Here is a 16,037-nt window from a genome sequence, read left to right as displayed (position 1 = left end):
ACAATAAAATAAAGAGAGGTTTCCTATGAAAAAAACAATTTTTATCTCTATCAAAAATTTCATCAAAAAGATGATTCTGATCGCAATCATCACACTCCTGATGATCGGTTCGGTCTCCTTAAAAATTCCTCATCGGATTTGCCAATATATCGCCAAAGATATTCTTTTTGAAAAAAACAACAAATTGCAAAACCAACTTTCTGATAAATTCTCTTTAAAATCAGGCCCTACGGTATATGCGGCAATGCCCTTTGAGAAATCATCGATAGCTCCCAAAACTCCAGCCACGAAATCTCCTGCTGATGCTATCACGGAAACTCCCGTTCCCACAGAAACTCCGCAGCTCCGAGCAGATTTATCAAAAATAAGTGCTCAGAATGTTCAAATCAAAAATCATACCAACCAAAGTGTGGACGTTGCAAATTTATTGCAAAAGCCAATTTCCTTTCAAAAAAATTCCGAGGGCTATAAAGTTCTCTTGGTTCACACCCATACCACAGAGTCTTATTTCCCAAATGACCGTTCCCAAAACCCTCAGGAAAACATGATCAGTATCGGAGAAGAATTCCAGCAGGTACTGGAAGAAAACGGCATTAAAACGCTGCATATCACCACTGTTCACGATGTTCCCTACACTACATCCTATAAAAAGAGTCTGGAAAGTGTGACGAAAGCTCTCAAAGAAAACCCATCAATAGAAGTGGTGATTGATCTGCACCGCGATGCCATAATCGGAGCAAATCAAGAAAAAGTACGGCCACTCACTACTATTAACGGGGTTGAAACCGCACAGGTTATGCTGGTTTGCGGAACCGGCGAAGGCGGTCTCCCCCACCCTCACTGGAAAGAGAATCTTTCCTTTGCATTGAAAGTGCAAGGTATTATGCAAGCAAGCTACCCCAATTTTGCCCGTCCTCTTGATTTAAGAGTGGAACGGTTTAATACTCACACCACTAAAAATTCCGTTATTTTTGAAATCGGCTCACACGGAAACACCTTGGAAGAAGCTAAACAAGGAGCAAAACTGGCGGCACAAGCAGTTGCCGATGTATTAAACAGCACCCCTTAAGACACGAAATGTTCAGAAAATGCCAAATCGATATTTTTATGCAATGCCAAGTTGATGCCCCCTGATAAGGTTCTGGCACTGTGTGTAATCAGATTATCAATATCTTTCGGGCTGACAAATAATCCCGATTTCGCAAATTTCATCATATCAGAAATCATATGTTCCGCTTCCGCTAAACTATCGTTTTTTTCAAAAAAGCCGGTAAGTGCAGAGTAGACAATAGAATGAGAATCCACAACGGTGGGAATCCCAATTGCAATCACAGGAACCCCCAGCGTTTCCTGATTCAGTCCATCCCTTCGATTTCCAACCCCGGAACCGGGATGAATTCCCGTATTGGTAAGCTGCACGGTAGAAAACATCCGCTCCGGACTTCCTGCGCACAATGCATCCACTGCAATCACAAGAGACGGCTGATATTTTTCCACCACACCTTGCACAATATCTACCGTTTCAATTCCTGTAATTCCCAACACCCCGGGACAGATTCCGCAAACTGCACGAAAATCGTTTTCTCCCTCGGTATTGATGTATTCCAGCACATGGTTGGTAATCATTACACCATCCAGCGTAGAAGGCCCTAATGCATCGGGAGTGATGTTGCGGTTTCCAAGTCCTACTACCAAAATACGTTCCGACTTTTGTGGCAATAGTTTGCCCAACTCTTTCGCAATGACTTTGGCATTTTTCTCTAACACAACGGGATCACGGTCGGGAAAAGTCTGAAATTCCAATGTCACAAAATTCCCCATTGGTTTCCCTACCAATTGAGCTGCCTCCTGAGTGGTGATGGAAATTTCGGTAACCACACAATTATCTTCTTGTCTCTCTTGTTTGATAATGCCTTTATTATCGTGCGTGTATATACTCTCCAATGCCAGATCAGTCCGCAATGTTAACATATCGAATCCCCCTTAAAACCAAATTTCCATAATAACAGTATGCTCAAATTTTATATGATTTACACAAAAGAAAAACGCAAGGAAAATCCCTTGCGTTTTTCTTATTATGGATTTGAAACGTCTGCAACAAAGTTGTAGACGATTGACGCTACGATGATCCCATTATTTGGTGGATGCCATCTTTTCGCAAATATTTTCGATACCCTGTGCTACATGTTCTGCAATCTTATTGATGCGAGCTTCGTCTGTTAATTTTTGTAAGTCACTCTGATTCGACATAAACAGGCATTCCAGCAGAATAGCAGGCATCTTGGTCTTACGAATTACAACAATCTGAGAATTCTTCATAAGACCGCGGTTCTGACCTTCCGTACCCTTAATCAATTCATTCTGCATAATCTGAGCAATGGTTTTTCCTGAGATACTCTGACCCGACTTGGGACTGTCGTATGCATACATTGTCAACGTACCTTTTGCAGAAGAATCACTGAATGAATTATTATGGATGGATACAAACACATCTGCATTTGCAGAGTTTGCAATTTCTGCACGGGTGGTAAGACCCACATAAGTATCGGTAGTTCTGGTGGGAATAATGTTGTAGCCTTTGTCTCTTAAGATTTTCAATACCTTATTGGCAATCTTTAAGTTTACATCTTTTTCTTTTACTGCACTACCGTTTAAGTATCCCACACTACCGGGTTCGGTTCCGCCGTGACCGGGATCCAATACAATTTTAATATCGTATTTACCGCCGGTATTACCGGGTTTCGGTGTTGCAACAGGTTCTGTGGGTTCCGTCACCGTAATGCGGAAGTTTTTACCGTCTGCTTCAAATTCGTATTCTGCATTTTCTTCCGCGGTAATAGTCACTCTTGTTTTTTCAGGATGTTCATAGAACTTAATTTTTTCTATGTATTTTCCTTCAAATTCAAATGTTTCTGCGCTACATTCGGTATTATAGAAATCAAATACAATTCGATACGGATTGTAAAGAACAAAATATTCCGGTGCCAAAACGGTATTGGAAGTAATGTTAATCTCATCCGAATCTTTATTTTCTTTCGCAGAAATATTTTTGATTTCAGACGGTGAATCCTTCATCGACAAGGTGAAGAAACCATCCTCATATCCATAGGTTACATCGTTTTCCATATTTAAGTCAATAACAATTCGAACACTATTGGGTTCCTTGGTAAACTGTGAAAAACGAACTTTGGAAATATATTCGGATCCAACATTGATTTCTCTGGTTCCCGTGTCTAATTTCGCATCGGGAATATCTATCACAAAGCGCAAGGGATCCTCCAGTTCCATCGTGCGCGGATCTTCAATTCGTCCACCGGTTGCCTGAACCTTTAAGTATAATTTATTGGTGGTACGCTCCGTGAAAATTTTGGTGATGGAAAGGTCATCCGATTCATCCACTGTACCATAGAACGGTCCATCGTTCTCTGTTCCGGGCGATGTAGATGGTTTCGGTGTAGTTCCCGGTTTTACTGTGGGTTTGGGTGTTGCTGTCGGTTTTGGTGTTGCAGTGGGTTTTGGTGTTGCAGTGGGTTTTGGTGTGGGAGTGGGAGTCGGTTCCGGCTCTGTAATAAATACACTCCTGGTATCGTTGTCCCAATCCACCTGATAGCCAAAGTTTTCGGAAATAAAGCGGATTGGCACATAAGTTCTGTCATAACGGATAATGGCAGGTGTGTCCATGGTCACTCGCCTGCTGCCTACCTGAGCGGTATTCTGGTCAATAGTCAGCACCATTCTGTGATCCACAGATAAGATGGTAACCATTCGATTGGACGGATTCCAAAGCACATCATACCCCATATTCTCCGCAACCATACGAACAGGAACCATCGTACGTCCGTTTTCAATAAAAGGTGCAGCATCGGATGTGAGTTGCTTGTTTCGAAAATAAATTTTAATGTCGTCTGATTCCTGTGCCATAGCCGGCATAGAAGCTCCCAGCACAAGAAGCAACAAACTGATGAAAATACAACGAAAGAAATTTCGCATAATTCCTCCTTTCCTATATCCAAGGGAGTGTTTTCTCCCATAACCTATGCAATTATCCCAAAGAGATTTGTTCAAATGGATTTTCCGTGGGCTCATCATAGGGAATACCGAAATGAGCATACCCCAAACGTGTAACCATTCTTCCGCGAGGGGTTCTTTGTATAAATCCCAGCTGCATTAAGTATGGTTCATACACGTCTTCAATGGTATTAGAATCTTCTCCTGTGGTTGCAGCCAATGTTTCCAGTCCCACAGGACCGCCGCCAAAGGCTTCAATCATCGTCATAATCATATGTTTATCGGTTCTGTCCAACCCAATCTGGTCAATTTCCAACATAGACAGTGCCATATCAGCAGTTGTTTCATCAATATTTCCGTTTGCTTTAATTTCCGCATAATCACGGACACGGCGTAAAAGACGGTTGGCAATACGGGGAGTTCCGCGAGATCGGCTTGCAATTTCTCTGGCTCCCGATTCTTCAATGGAAACTCCCATGATCTGCGCAGAACGAAGTACAATTTCAGCCAATTCATCAGGAGTATACAATTCCAACCGCTGAAGCACTCCAAAACGGTCACGAAGAGGTGATGTAAGGCTTCCTGCCTTGGTGGTGGCGCCAATCAAGGTAAACTTAGGCAAGTCCAGACGGATACTTCTTGCCGCAGGTCCCTTTCCGATGATAATATCTAAAGCAAAGTCTTCCATAGCGGGATAAAGCACTTCTTCCACACTTTTGGATAGACGGTGAATTTCATCAATGAATAACACATCATGTTCCGCTAAGTTAGTTAAAATTGCCGCTAAATCGCCGGGCTTTTCAATAGCAGGACCCGAAGTGACCCGAAGGTTTACATTCATTTCATTAGCAATGATATTTGCCAATGTGGTTTTTCCCAGTCCGGGTGGTCCGTAAAACAGACAGTGGTCCAGGGATTCATTTCGTTTTTTGGCAGCTTCGATAAAGATTTTCATATTTTCCTTTACTTTTTTCTGCCCGATATAATCCGAAAGTGTTTTGGGACGAAGACTCAATTCCGAGTCATTGCCCATCACTTCGGGAGAAACAATTCTTTCTTCCATAGGGTCATTGATTCCTTTCCATAGGATTTCCTGATTTTCTGAATTCTCCAGATAAAACTCAAGTTGCAGAAAAATTGCTCAGATTGTGCTTTTCAGCGAACGCCGCGTACTTTTCAAGATCGGTACGCTTTGATAGTTTCTGCCGAATTCCTTACACAACAAGTTGCAGAAAAATTGCTTAGATTGTGCTTTTCAGCGAATGCCGCGTACCTGGTGTACGCAAATGAGCGTAAAAGTGCAAGATGAGTGATTTTTCAAGACTACATCAATTCTTTGAGTGCAAGTTTAATAATTTCTTCTAACTGATTTGATTTCGAAGAAACAAACTTCACTGCCTGACGGGATTCGTATGCCGAATAACCAAGCACCATCAGAGCATTTACCGCTTCCTGTAAAACATCATTGGAAACGGACACTGTCTGAGGTGTATCCCCTGCAATTTCACGAAGGTCAACCCCTTTTAACTTGTCCTTTAATTCCACAATGATTTTTTCTGCCAACTTTTTACCAACGCCCTGGGCTCTGGTGATACTTTGTGCGTCCTGGGTGGCAACACTCATAGCAAATTCAGTGGGAGTGAGTGCAGATAATACTGCCAGTGCAGCCTTGGGACCTACCCCTGATACCGAAAGAAGCATTTTAAAGGTGGAAAGTTCCTCCTCGGTTGCAAATCCGTATAAATCCATGGCGTCTTCTTTTACGTTCAGGTAAGTATAAACCGTCATTTCCTGATGATTGGTTACTCTTGCCAGAGTAGTGTTGGAAGTGTAGATTTTATATCCAATTCCGCCGGTATGTATCACTAAAAAATTTTCTTTGGCTTCGCCAAGTCCTGTAATGCTATAGTACATAATAAGGATGTCGTCCTTTCCAAAAAATCGTAAAAATAGTTACTTCAACTTGTCCAGATAACTGTGATAACCGCTATGATTAGTGTGACAAATTGCAATAGCAAGTGCATCGGCTGTATCGTCCGGTTTGGGAACTTTCTCCAGATTCAATATTGTTTTCACCATTTTCTGCACCTGAATTTTTTCCGCCTTCCCGTATCCAACCACCGCCTGCTTCACCTGCAAGGGCGTGTATTCAAACACAGGCACCCCCTGAAGCTGACAAGCGAGCAGAATCACACCTCTCGCCTGGGCAACCGCAATCGCGGTGGTAGTGTTGGTATTAAAGAAGAGTTGTTCAATTGCCACCACATCCGGTTTGGTTTCTGAAAGCCATAAATTCATCTCCCGAAAAATGGTTTCCAATCTTTTAGACATCTCTTCCTTCGAAAAAGTTTCAATTTTTCCATATTTTATCACTGAATATTTATTCCCGACGTATTCAATTGCCCCGATTCCCACCAAGGCATAGCCGGGATCAATTCCTAAAATTCTCATAAATTTGCAAAATATTACCGTTTTTATGCATAAATTTGCATACGGTTTTTCTCCTTTTCTTTCATCACTTGCGAAAAATCAAGATTTATTTCATATTTTTCAAAATATTTTTCAAAAAACTCTTGCATTTTTATAAACAATGTAGTATAATTTTGGAGATGGGTTAGAAAAAATTTGTTTTTCAACAGTTTTTTCAAAAAACTCAAAATCCGTTTATTATATTATAGCATATATAAAGGAGAAATGCAAGATGAAAGAAAAAGTTATTTTAGCTTATTCGGGAGGACTTGATACTTCTATCATCATTCCGTGGTTAAAAGAAAACTATGATTATGAAGTTATCGCTGTTTGCGGTGACGTTGGTCAGGGCAAAGAAACCGACGGTCTGGAAGAAAAAGCCATTAAAACCGGCGCTTCCAAATGTTACATTGAAGATTTAAGAGAAGAATATGTAAAAGACTTCATCTACCCCACCGTAAGAGCCGGTGCGGTTTACGAAGGAAAATACTTACTGGGTACTTCCCACGCAAGACCTTGTATTGCAAAAAGACTGGTTGAAATTGCAAGAGCAGAAGGCGCAACTGCGATCTGTCACGGTGCAACCGGAAAAGGTAATGACCAGGTTCGTTTTGAATTAACCATCAAAGCACTGGCTCCCGACTTAAAAATCATCGCTCCCTGGAGAATCTGGGATATCAAATCCAGAGATCAGGAAATTGAATATGCAGAAGCAAGAAACATTCCCATTCCCGTTACCAAAGAAGATAACTACTCTATGGACAGAAACATCTGGCATTTGTCTCACGAAGGTCAGGACTTAGAAGATCCCTGGAACGAACCTCAGTATGACAAACTGTTACACCTGATGGTAACTCCCGAAGCTGCTCCTGATAAAGCAGAATATGTAGAAATCGACTTCGTAAAAGGTGACGCTGTTGCCGTAAACGGCGAAAAACTGTCTCCCTTAGGCGTTGTGACTAAATTAAACGAAATCGCTGCAAGAAACGGCGTTGGTATTGACGATATCGTAGAAAACCGTCTGGTTGGTATGAAATCCAGAGGTGTTTACGAAACTCCCGGCGGAAAAGTGTTATACTTTGCACACAGAGATTTAGAATATCTGTGCTTAGACAAATACACCATGCATTATAAAGAGCAGTTGGCTGTAAGATTTGCAGAACTGGTTTATGACGGTCTGTGGTTCTCCCCCTTAAGAGAAGCATTGTCCGCTTTCGTTGATAAAACTCAGGAAAATGTGACCGGTACTGTTAGATTAAAACTGTATAAAGGTAACATTATGTCTGCAGGTTCTAAATCTGACCATTCCTTATACATTGAAGAATATGCAACCTTCGACGAAGACGAAGTTTACAATCAGAAAGATGCAGAAGGCTTTATCAACCTGTTTGGTTTACAAACCAAAATGAAAGCATTGGTTGACTTAAAGAACAAGAAATAAGAAACCCGAAAAAAGGAGGCAGTGCCTCCTTTTTTGGAGAATTAGGAGAGAAAATCATGAAGCTTTGGGGCGGAAGATTTAATAAAGAAACAGACAAAGCGGTGGACGATTTCAACAGTTCCATTTCCTTTGACTGCAAAATGTATAAAGAAGATATCGAAGGCAGTATTGCCCACGTTACCATGCTGGGAAAACAAGGTATTATCCCGATAGAGAATGCCGAAAAAATCAAGGTAGAACTGGGAAAAATCTTAAAAGATATCGAGGACGACAAAATCGAATTTTCTTTGGAAGCGGAAGATATTCACATGAATATCGAATCCATTCTGATTGAAAGATTGGAAGGCATCGGCAAACAACTTCACACCGGCAGAAGCCGTAATGACCAGGTTGCGCTGGATGTGAAAATGTATACCAGAAATGCCATCAACGATATCAAAGGTGAAGTGAAAAATCTGCTTTCCACCATTGCCAATCTGGCAGAAGCTGAAAAATTAACCGTTATGCCCGGTTATACTCATTTACAAAAGGCTCAACCTATCACCTTAGGTCATCACTTGATGGCGTATTTTCAGATGTTTAGACGTGATTATGAACGTTTGTGCGACTGTTTGGGAAGAATGTCCCTCTGTCCCTTAGGAAGCGGTGCATTGGCAACCACAACCTATCCTTTGGATCGTCACTTAACTGCAAAACTGCTTGGTTTTGCAGGTCCCACCGAAAACAGCTTAGACGGTGTTTCCGACCGTGACCATGTGGCAGAATTCATTTTCGACCTTTCTATGATTATGATGCATCTTTCCCGCTTTTCGGAAGAAATCATTCTCTGGTGCAGTGACGAATTTTCCTTCATTCGCTTGGATGATGCTTATTCCACCGGCTCCAGCATTATGCCTCAGAAGAAAAATCCCGATATTGCAGAATTAACCCGTGGAAAAACCGGTCGTGTGTACGGTTCTTTAATCACCATTTTAACCATTTTAAAAGGAATTCCTTTAGCATATAACAAAGATATGCAGGAAGATAAGGAAACGTTATTTGATGCTTACGAAACCGTGAAAATGTGCTTACCCATTTTCTCTAAAATGATTGAAACCATGACTGTTAACACCGAAAAAATGAGAAACGGTGCCAAAGGTGGTTTCACCAATGCAACCGATGCAGCAGATTATTTGGTAAAGAAAGGGATGCCATTCAGAGATGCTCACAGAGTGATTGGCGAAATGGTATCCTACTCTATCGGTGAAAAGATTTCGTTAGAAGAAATCCCCCTTTCCAAATTAAAAGAATTCTCCGAACTGATTGAAGAAGATTACTATCAGGCAATTTCTTTGGAAACCTGTGTGAATGAGAGAAATGTATATGGTGGTCCCTCCCCCGAAGCATTGGGCGTGGCTATCAGCAATGCAAAAGATTTCTTAAAGAATCTTTAAGCATATATACTCGCAGAAATAAAAACATCAATACCAAAATCAGAGAATCACAAAAATGAATAGCAAAGGCATTTTGCGTTTTTGCAACATTTTTGTATTCTCTGCGGTAAGCCTCTGTAGTTAAGTGGATATAACGAGTCCCTCCTAAGGACTAATCGTGCGTTCGATTCGCGCCAGGGGTGCCATATTTTTGTTTAAAGGAGACGTTTATGAGCGTATTACAAGAACTGTGCACCGTGTTACAACGAGGAAGAGTGCCCAAAGTAACCGAACTGGTAAACCAAGCAATTTCCGAAGGCATTGCCGCTGAAAGGATTTTGGAAGAAGGCTTGCTTTCCGGTATGGCTGTAATCGGTGAAAAATTTAAAAAAAATGAAGTGTTCATCCCTGAAGTAATGATGGCGGCACGGGCTATGAATGCGGGCGTGGACTTGCTACGTCCCCTTTTAGTATCCGAAGGTGTATCTAAAAAAGGAACTGCTGTGATCGGTACCGTAAAAGGTGATTTGCACGACATCGGGAAAAACATCTGCAAAATGATGCTGGAAGCAAAAGGCTTGGAAGTATTTGATTTGGGAACCGATGTCACCGCAGATACCTTTGTTGCAAAAGCCATTGAGCATAATGCCAAGGTAATTTGTTGCTCTGCCCTCTTAACCACCACCATGAACGAAATGAAACAGGTGATTTTAAAAGCAACTGAGGCAGGCATCCGTGACAATGTCACCATTATGATTGGCGGCGCTCCCGTTACTCAGGAATTCTGTGAACAGATTATGGCAGATTATTATACCCCCGATGCGGCAACCTGTTCCGAAGTGGCACTTTCTGCTTGTAAATAATTTTTTCAAAATAAGTTATAATCTCTTACATCCCTTCTGTCATTTTGATTAACAGAAGGGATTTTTTGTATCCCGATCAAAAAAGCTTATTCCTTTTCAGAAAACTGTTGCATTTTCGACGAAAATATGATAATCTAAAGATGCGAATTCTCAAGATGAAGAATAAAAATATTTTTGTTTTAAGGAGAACATAAAAATGAAACATAACATGAAAAGAGTAATCTTAGGAACCCTGATATCCGCAATCATTTCTTCAACAAGTGTATCTGCCAGCGTTGGCACAATTCAAAAAGATTTGTGGTATAACAACATTAAAATTACTCTTGACAATCAAGAAATCACTCCAACTGATGCCAATGGAACTTACGTGGAACCTTTTATTATCGACGGAACCACGTACCTACCTGTCAGAGCTATTTCCAATGCATTAGGGATTCATGTCGACTGGGACGCAAATACCTATACTGTAAAATTATCTTCAGAACAATCCTCAAACGATATATCAACAAGTGTTTCAAAAAATGTGCTCCCCGCAGGTTCCATTCAAAAAAATTTGTGGTATAACAATATCAAAATCACGCTGAACAATCAAGAAATTACTCCAACTGATGCCAATGGAACTTACGTGGAACCTTTTATTATCGACGGAACTACTTACCTACCTGTCAGAGCTGTTTCCGATGCATTGGGATTATCCGTTAACTGGGATGCAAATACCAATACTGTGAAACTTTCAACCAAACAATCTGCAAATATCAAAACGGAAGAGTTACTTTCTGCACTTCAGGGAAATTGGTTATGTGAATATGATGTCGATCCTTCTCAAAACCAGTATTATTATTTAATTTTGAAATTTAACGGTTCCACCATCTCTTCCGGATATTATGCATCAGAAGCTTTTCCGGATGAAACCATCACCGGCGTTACAATGATTGCAGACAATACATTCGAAGTTACCACTTATACACCGGCAGGAGAATGGTTCGGGGAATATTATCCGGAAGAATACAACACAGTTACTTTAAGCAGCACAGACGGATTCCAAAAAGAACTGATTGTGACACAGAAAAGCGGATATGTTTTCCGTTATCTGTTTGCCGGAACTACCCCACAAGAAACCGATGCATTTTTTAATCAAATCATTGGAAAATAACAAGAAACCACTACAATAGAATACTACACTGTAGCCATAAATGCTGTAACGGGATGATGTGGGTGGCGTCCCCTACCATCTTTCCTCTGACGAGAACGATAGCCTTTTTATTTCGTATTTGAATAAAAGAGCGTCTTTTTGAATAAAAAAATGCTTGTTCCATTAACAATTCTGAAAAAGGAGAAACACATTATGAAAAAAGCTTGGCGAATTACAGGAATTATTCTGATTATTGTGGCAATGATTGCATCGATTGGTTATTTGCTGGTTTTTAACGGTACCGAACACGAAAATACAGCAAAGATGATATCTCGTTCCGTAATTATTCTTTTGAGCATTTTCTGCGTTGTGACAGCATTGTTAAGCACTAACAAACAAAGTTCCAAAAAATAAATGATATATTCTTAGAAATACATATGAGAAAAGACCGTTTGAAAACGGTCTTTTTTTGTTGAAATTTTGGGGATTTCTCCCCCGTTTTATCAAGTTTTATGAAAATGATAAAGATTCTGGTCAAATTTTAAAAAAAGGGTTGACAAATAAAAATTGAGTGCTATAATAAACACAAAAGCGAACATTTGTTCGTGTTTTGAAAAAAAGAAACAAAAAACACAAAGAAAACAAAACAACGAAGTAAGAAAGAAGGCGAACAAAACTTGGCGATTGTGTTAAAAGAATATCGTGGTGAATTGGTTCTGCAATGTGAGACTCCCACCTGCTTAAACCGTGGCGAGTATTTATTCGGAGAAGAAAAGGAACCGCTGTCACGAAAGATTATTTTATGTAAAAACTGTGTGAAAGCAATTCAAAAAGGAGGGGCAAAATTATCAAAAACATCCGCGAAGACATTACCCAATTCTTAGCTCTTTGGGAAGAGAGAAACAGACGGCTGACCAAATGTCGCCTACGGTATTATAATAATGAGATGCCCTACCTGACCGATGTGAGACTCCATAAAAAGCAAATAGAATTTCACAAAGACCAATCCCGTATCCGTTGGGTTTTCGGTGGAAACCGTACAGGAAAAACAGTAGCAGGGGCAGTGGAAACCGTTTGGTTTGCCCGAGGCAACCATCCTTATCGCACCATTTCCAAGCCAATGAAAGGATGGGTGGTTTCTTTGACCAACGAGGTGCAAAGAGATGTGGCACAAAAAGAAATTCTAAGGTGGCTGGAACCATCCTGGATTAAAAAAATTGTGGCACGCCGTGGTGAAGCAGATGACCCGAAAAATGCTATTTTGGATTTTATTGTGGTGAAATCTCAGTCGGGTGGAGACAGCGTGATTGGATTCAAGGTCTGTGAACAGGGACGTGCCAAATTTCAAGGGACAAGCCTTGATTTTGTGTGGTTCGACGAAGAACCTCCCAAAGAAATTTTTGACGAGTGCCGGATGAGAGTGGTAGATACCATGGGTGTAATGTGGGGCACCATGACTCCCCTCTCCGGCTTAAGCTGGGTGTATGAGCAAATTTATTTAAATGAGCGAAACGACAACGGCATTAAAACATTTTTTATGCAATGGGAAGATAATCCTTATCTTCATCCGTCAGAAATTGAATATATGAAAGAATCATTGACCGAAGAAGAACGCGAAGCACGTCAGTACGGAAGGTTTGTGGCAAAATCAGGGTTGGTTTACAAGGAATTTCGGGAAAATATTCATGTAATTGACCCGTTTGATGTGCCAAAAGAATGGTACGATAACATTAGTATCGACCCCGGATTTTATGCGCCAACTTCCTGCCATTTTTATGCCCGTGATCCCGACGGAACCATTTACGTCATCCGCGAGCATTACGAAAGTGGAAAAAGTGTGGAAGAACACGCCCGTGAAATTCATCAGATTGCAAAAGAACTTGGTTGGAACACCGACCCAAACGGCAATCTTCATGCCTTAATTGACAGTGCTGCCGACCAGAAAACCCTGGCATCAGATAAAAGCGTGTCTGACTTGTTTTACCGTCATAAAATTTTGGTAAACAGCAAGGTGGAAAAATCCAAATGGGTTGGCATTGAGCAGGTACGGGAAGCTTTAAAAATTCGTTCCCATCCTGATAAAGAGCTTTATCCCGACGGAAAAGCAGGACTTTACATCTTTGCAAATTGTCCCAATTTGATTCGGGAAATCAAAGGGTACCGTTTTCAGCCGGGTAGTGATCAACCGTATAAGAAAGATGACCATGCTTTAGATGAACTTCGCTACTATGTGATGTCAATCCGTGAAAAAACGCCAATAAAAAAAGTGTGGTCACCCGGACGGAAAGGAGGCGTTCGCCGTGCCTTTTAGAGAACCAAGTGTGGAGGCGTACCGTGAAGGCGATATCATCCGTCTGACGGTAGCGGAAGAAAACTACAAACTCCCCCTCCCTACTGCCCGAATTTTATGTGATTTACTCTCCATCACCGTGTATGATGAAAGCATTATCGCACTGATGGCAAAAAGAAGACGGCTCACTTTGGAAAAAGAGGAGCTTACCGAAAAACTTCAGAAAGTGCATCAGTATTATCGCCGAAAGGAGAGAAAATCCAAATGCAAAAGCTCTCCGTAAGTTCTTTGGCAGATGCCTTATTGGAATGGCTGAGGGACGAAGATCACATTGTGTTAGACGAGTTCTTCGTGCAATACGGCCTTAGCACAAAACAAGCGGACGCCCTTGCCAAAAAACATAAGAAACTAAGAGATACCCTGGAATTTGCCAGAGACACCGTGTATGCAAGGCTCATTGCCGGTGCCCTGACGAAACGGTTCAACCATTCATTTGTAACCTATCTTTTGAAAACGAAAACTGAACCGAAAGAAGAAAGTCAGGAGATGAATTTATCGGATAAAGTACTTCGGGAACGTTTAATTACATTGGCCGAATCCGTGCTTTCCGAATTAAAAGAATCCGATAACCATATGAAAGAAAGGATTGAAAGTAATGAATGAAATATTTACATACCGTGAGGCAAAACCGTATCTGCAACGTACAAAAAGAATGTTAAAAAGTGTGCGAACATTGGAAAATTATATTAGCAGTGCAAAAAAAGATATTTTGGAATTTTCCAAAATTGCCCGTAAAACCGACAAAAAAACTGCCATTATTTCCTTTTTAAAAAAATCCAAAGGAAATTTTGAGCAGGAGTACGATACTTATATCGAAAAAACAGAAGCTTCCATCGCTCGTGCGGAACATCTGTTTCATAAAATCACCTATGCAATGCAAAACATCCCTAACGATACCATCAGAGAAATTCTTCAGTATTACTATGTAGAAGAACATACCATCGAAGACACGGCAGATCATTTTGCATTCAGCATCAGTTCCATTTCCCGTTATAAAAAAACAGGGCTAATTAAAATGACGGAAAGTTTGTTCGGCATAATTATTGATGACAAAGTACCGTCACTTTTGCAAGCAAGTATTTCATAAAATCTTTGAAAAGCGGTCTCCTACCAAAAAATTACAGAAGACCGCTTTTCTGTATTTTTATTTTTTCAGAATTTTTTAAAAATTTTATAAAAAAAGCTTGACATTTGATTATTTTTCTGTTAATATATTTTAGGTGTTCGAGATACAACCGAATAAACTTATGGAGAGATGGCTGAGCTGGTCTAAGGCGCACGCCTGGAAAGTGTGTGTTGGTTAACCCCAACCGAGGGTTCGAATCCCTCTCTCTCCGCCAATAAAAAGCATCGACAAATGTCGATGCTTTTTTATTGTGCAATCCCCTATATCACATAAAGATTCGAATCCAACAATAAAAAAATGGAAACTTCTTGAAAAGTTCACAATACTATGATAGAATAAAAATATTATAATGGATAATTATAGATAAATTTCTAAACAATAAAAACGGAGTCAATTATGTTCGGTTATGTGAATGCCCACAAAGACCTCTTACGGGTCTGCGATTATAATGTGTTTCGGGGCTATTATTGCGGTTTATGCAAAATGCTTGGAAAACAGTTCAATCAGTTAACCAGATTCGGGTTAAGCTATGATATGACCTTCCTTGCCATTTTGATTTCCTCGCTGAATAAAGCCGAAATCACATTAAAACATCAGCCTTGTATTGCTCACCCGATTTCAAAACGTCCCGTGATCCGTAAAGATGAAGGTATCCAATACAGTGCGGATATGTCGGTGCTACTCACCTATTATAAATTAAAAGACGATTGGAATGACGAAAAATCTCCAAAAAGTTTTGCTCGTCTTTGGTATTATTTCCCCATGAAACGGGTACAAAAAAAACATCCCACCCAAGCAAAGGCAATTCGTGAAAATTTAGAAAACCTCAGCAAATTAGAACAGGAAAATTGCAAAAATCCGGACGAGGTGGCAGACTGTTTCGGGAAATTAACCAAAGCATTGTTTGACCGTGACGGTAATAACCTACCTTTAGCAACAGTGGGTTATCACATCGGGCGGTTTATCTATTTTACAGATGCCTATATGGACTTAGAGCATGACCAAAAAAAGAAAAACTACAATCCGTTTTTAGCAAAAAGTGAAAACAAGATAAAAAAAGAAGACTTAAAAAAGGAACTTGTCCCTGCCCTTACTTACACCTTAAGTGAAATTGCCAACGCCTATGAGCTGTTGACAATCCATAAAAACAAAGAACTCTTGGATAATATTATTTACTTAGGACTACGAAAAACAGTGGAATCATTTTAATTTTTTTGATATACCAATTTAAAAAGG

17 protein-coding genes and 2 tRNA genes are annotated in these 16,037 nt (G+C 40.4%); 14 read left to right on the top strand and 5 right to left on the bottom strand.

Translation table 11 applies throughout. From position 1 onward, the window contains the following. Positions 1-25: 25 nt before the first annotated feature. Positions 26-1,069 (top strand): hypothetical protein, encoded by a 1,044-nt coding sequence (locus tag E7413_02450; GenBank protein ID MBE7018721.1) that lies wholly within the window; start codon positions 26-28, stop codon positions 1,067-1,069. Here the strand turns inward: E7413_02450 and E7413_02445 are convergent. The 5 genes from E7413_02445 to ruvC all read right to left on the bottom strand — a co-directional run bounded on the left by E7413_02445 (position 1,066) and on the right by ruvC (position 6,459). Continuing rightward, positions 1,066-1,971 carry a GPR endopeptidase gene (locus E7413_02445; GenBank protein MBE7018720.1) on the bottom strand — a complete coding sequence of 302 codons (906 nt, stop codon included), beginning with the start codon at positions 1,969-1,971 and terminating at the stop codon, positions 1,066-1,068. The two genes, E7413_02450 and E7413_02445, sit on opposite strands and share 4 nt — an antisense overlap. Positions 1,972-2,133: 162 nt before the next feature. Further along, positions 2,134-4,110, bottom strand: coding sequence for an AMIN domain-containing protein (locus tag E7413_02440; GenBank protein ID MBE7018719.1), 1,977 nt, complete (start codon positions 4,108-4,110; stop codon positions 2,134-2,136). After that, positions 4,043-5,071 carry a Holliday junction branch migration DNA helicase RuvB gene (gene ruvB / locus E7413_02435; GenBank protein MBE7018718.1) on the bottom strand — a complete coding sequence of 343 codons (1,029 nt, stop codon included), beginning with the start codon at positions 5,069-5,071 and terminating at the stop codon, positions 4,043-4,045. Before ruvB ends, E7413_02440 begins: the two co-directional genes overlap by 68 nt. A gap of 260 nt (positions 5,072-5,331) precedes the next feature. Then, positions 5,332-5,922, bottom strand: coding sequence for a Holliday junction branch migration protein RuvA (gene ruvA, locus E7413_02430; protein MBE7018717.1), 591 nt, complete (start codon positions 5,920-5,922; stop codon positions 5,332-5,334). A 39-nt stretch (positions 5,923-5,961) separates the two neighbouring features. Further along, positions 5,962-6,459 carry a crossover junction endodeoxyribonuclease RuvC gene (gene ruvC / locus E7413_02425; protein MBE7018716.1) on the bottom strand — a complete coding sequence of 166 codons (498 nt, stop codon included), beginning with the start codon at positions 6,457-6,459 and terminating at the stop codon, positions 5,962-5,964. A gap of 250 nt (positions 6,460-6,709) precedes the next feature. Between ruvC and E7413_02420 the strand changes: the two genes are divergently transcribed. From E7413_02420 to E7413_02360, 13 genes are all read left to right on the top strand, one after another. Beyond that, positions 6,710-7,918, top strand: coding sequence for an argininosuccinate synthase (locus E7413_02420; protein ID MBE7018715.1), 1,209 nt, complete (start codon positions 6,710-6,712; stop codon positions 7,916-7,918). A gap of 56 nt (positions 7,919-7,974) precedes the next feature. After that, on the top strand, positions 7,975-9,351 hold the full coding sequence (argH, locus tag E7413_02415; protein MBE7018714.1) for an argininosuccinate lyase: 1,377 nt from the start codon (positions 7,975-7,977) through the stop codon (positions 9,349-9,351). Between the two features lie 110 nt (positions 9,352-9,461). After that, positions 9,462-9,536 (top strand) — tRNA-Arg (locus tag E7413_02410). A 24-nt stretch (positions 9,537-9,560) separates the two neighbouring features. Next, on the top strand, positions 9,561-10,193 hold the full coding sequence (locus tag E7413_02405; GenBank protein ID MBE7018713.1) for a cobalamin-binding protein: 633 nt from the start codon (positions 9,561-9,563) through the stop codon (positions 10,191-10,193). A gap of 196 nt (positions 10,194-10,389) precedes the next feature. Then, on the top strand, positions 10,390-11,346 hold the full coding sequence (locus E7413_02400; GenBank protein ID MBE7018712.1) for a copper amine oxidase N-terminal domain-containing protein: 957 nt from the start codon (positions 10,390-10,392) through the stop codon (positions 11,344-11,346). A 192-nt stretch (positions 11,347-11,538) separates the two neighbouring features. Continuing rightward, a complete protein-coding gene (locus E7413_02395; GenBank protein MBE7018711.1) occupies positions 11,539-11,739 on the top strand; it encodes a hypothetical protein in 201 nt (66 codons plus the stop codon). 263 nt (positions 11,740-12,002) lie between these two features. Continuing rightward, on the top strand, positions 12,003-12,209 hold the full coding sequence (locus E7413_02390) for a hypothetical protein (protein MBE7018710.1): 207 nt from the start codon (positions 12,003-12,005) through the stop codon (positions 12,207-12,209). A 62-nt stretch (positions 12,210-12,271) separates the two neighbouring features. Continuing rightward, positions 12,272-13,636: a hypothetical protein gene (locus E7413_02385; GenBank protein MBE7018709.1), complete on the top strand. Its 1,365-nt coding sequence runs from the start codon at positions 12,272-12,274 to the stop codon at positions 13,634-13,636. Next, on the top strand, positions 13,626-13,898 hold the full coding sequence (locus E7413_02380; protein MBE7018708.1) for a hypothetical protein: 273 nt from the start codon (positions 13,626-13,628) through the stop codon (positions 13,896-13,898). The genes E7413_02385 and E7413_02380 overlap by 11 nt, the downstream gene beginning before the upstream one ends. Continuing rightward, positions 13,880-14,278, top strand: a complete 399-nt coding sequence (locus tag E7413_02375) for a hypothetical protein (GenBank protein ID MBE7018707.1) — start codon at positions 13,880-13,882, stop codon at positions 14,276-14,278. The genes E7413_02380 and E7413_02375 overlap by 19 nt, the downstream gene beginning before the upstream one ends. Continuing rightward, the gene (locus E7413_02370) at positions 14,271-14,762 is read left to right on the top strand and encodes a hypothetical protein (GenBank protein ID MBE7018706.1); all 492 of its coding nucleotides are present in this window, start codon (positions 14,271-14,273) and stop codon (positions 14,760-14,762) included. The genes E7413_02375 and E7413_02370 overlap by 8 nt, the downstream gene beginning before the upstream one ends. Positions 14,763-14,924: 162 nt before the next feature. Next, positions 14,925-15,015: transfer RNA gene (locus tag E7413_02365), tRNA-Ser, on the top strand. Positions 15,016-15,197: 182 nt separating this feature from the next. Next, complete coding sequence (locus E7413_02360) at positions 15,198-16,010, top strand: hypothetical protein (protein MBE7018705.1); 813 nt, start codon at positions 15,198-15,200, stop codon at positions 16,008-16,010. Positions 16,011-16,037 lie beyond the last annotated feature (27 nt).

The sequence above is a fragment of the Oscillospiraceae bacterium genome (genome assembly GCA_015068645.1).
GTDB lineage: Bacteria > Bacillota > Clostridia > UMGS1840 > UMGS1840 > SIG452.
This window is presented reverse-complemented; position numbering and strand designations above follow the sequence as displayed.

Excerpts from the sequence above, each read along its gene's own strand:
- E7413_02360 (MBE7018705.1), top strand. The coding sequence starts at position 15,198 with ATGTTCGGTTATGTGAATGCCCACAAAGACCTCTTACGGGTCTGCGAT.
- E7413_02445 (MBE7018720.1), bottom strand. The coding sequence starts at position 1,971 with ATGTTAACATTGCGGACTGATCTGGCATTGGAGAGTATATACACGCAC.
- E7413_02370 (MBE7018706.1), top strand. The coding sequence starts at position 14,271 with ATGAATGAAATATTTACATACCGTGAGGCAAAACCGTATCTGCAACGT.
- E7413_02450 (MBE7018721.1), top strand. The coding sequence starts at position 26 with ATGAAAAAAACAATTTTTATCTCTATCAAAAATTTCATCAAAAAGATG.
- E7413_02400 (MBE7018712.1), top strand. The coding sequence starts at position 10,390 with ATGAAACATAACATGAAAAGAGTAATCTTAGGAACCCTGATATCCGCA.
- E7413_02395 (MBE7018711.1), top strand. The coding sequence starts at position 11,539 with ATGAAAAAAGCTTGGCGAATTACAGGAATTATTCTGATTATTGTGGCA.
- ruvC (MBE7018716.1), bottom strand. The coding sequence starts at position 6,459 with ATGAGAATTTTAGGAATTGATCCCGGCTATGCCTTGGTGGGAATCGGG.
- E7413_02420 (MBE7018715.1), top strand. The coding sequence starts at position 6,710 with ATGAAAGAAAAAGTTATTTTAGCTTATTCGGGAGGACTTGATACTTCT.
- E7413_02375 (MBE7018707.1), top strand. The coding sequence starts at position 13,880 with ATGCAAAAGCTCTCCGTAAGTTCTTTGGCAGATGCCTTATTGGAATGG.
- E7413_02405 (MBE7018713.1), top strand. The coding sequence starts at position 9,561 with ATGAGCGTATTACAAGAACTGTGCACCGTGTTACAACGAGGAAGAGTG.
- argH (MBE7018714.1), top strand. The coding sequence starts at position 7,975 with ATGAAGCTTTGGGGCGGAAGATTTAATAAAGAAACAGACAAAGCGGTG.
- ruvA (MBE7018717.1), bottom strand. The coding sequence starts at position 5,922 with ATGTACTATAGCATTACAGGACTTGGCGAAGCCAAAGAAAATTTTTTA.
- E7413_02440 (MBE7018719.1), bottom strand. The coding sequence starts at position 4,110 with ATGCTCATTTCGGTATTCCCTATGATGAGCCCACGGAAAATCCATTTG.
- ruvB (MBE7018718.1), bottom strand. The coding sequence starts at position 5,071 with ATGGAAGAAAGAATTGTTTCTCCCGAAGTGATGGGCAATGACTCGGAA.
- E7413_02385 (MBE7018709.1), top strand. The coding sequence starts at position 12,272 with ATGCCCTACCTGACCGATGTGAGACTCCATAAAAAGCAAATAGAATTT.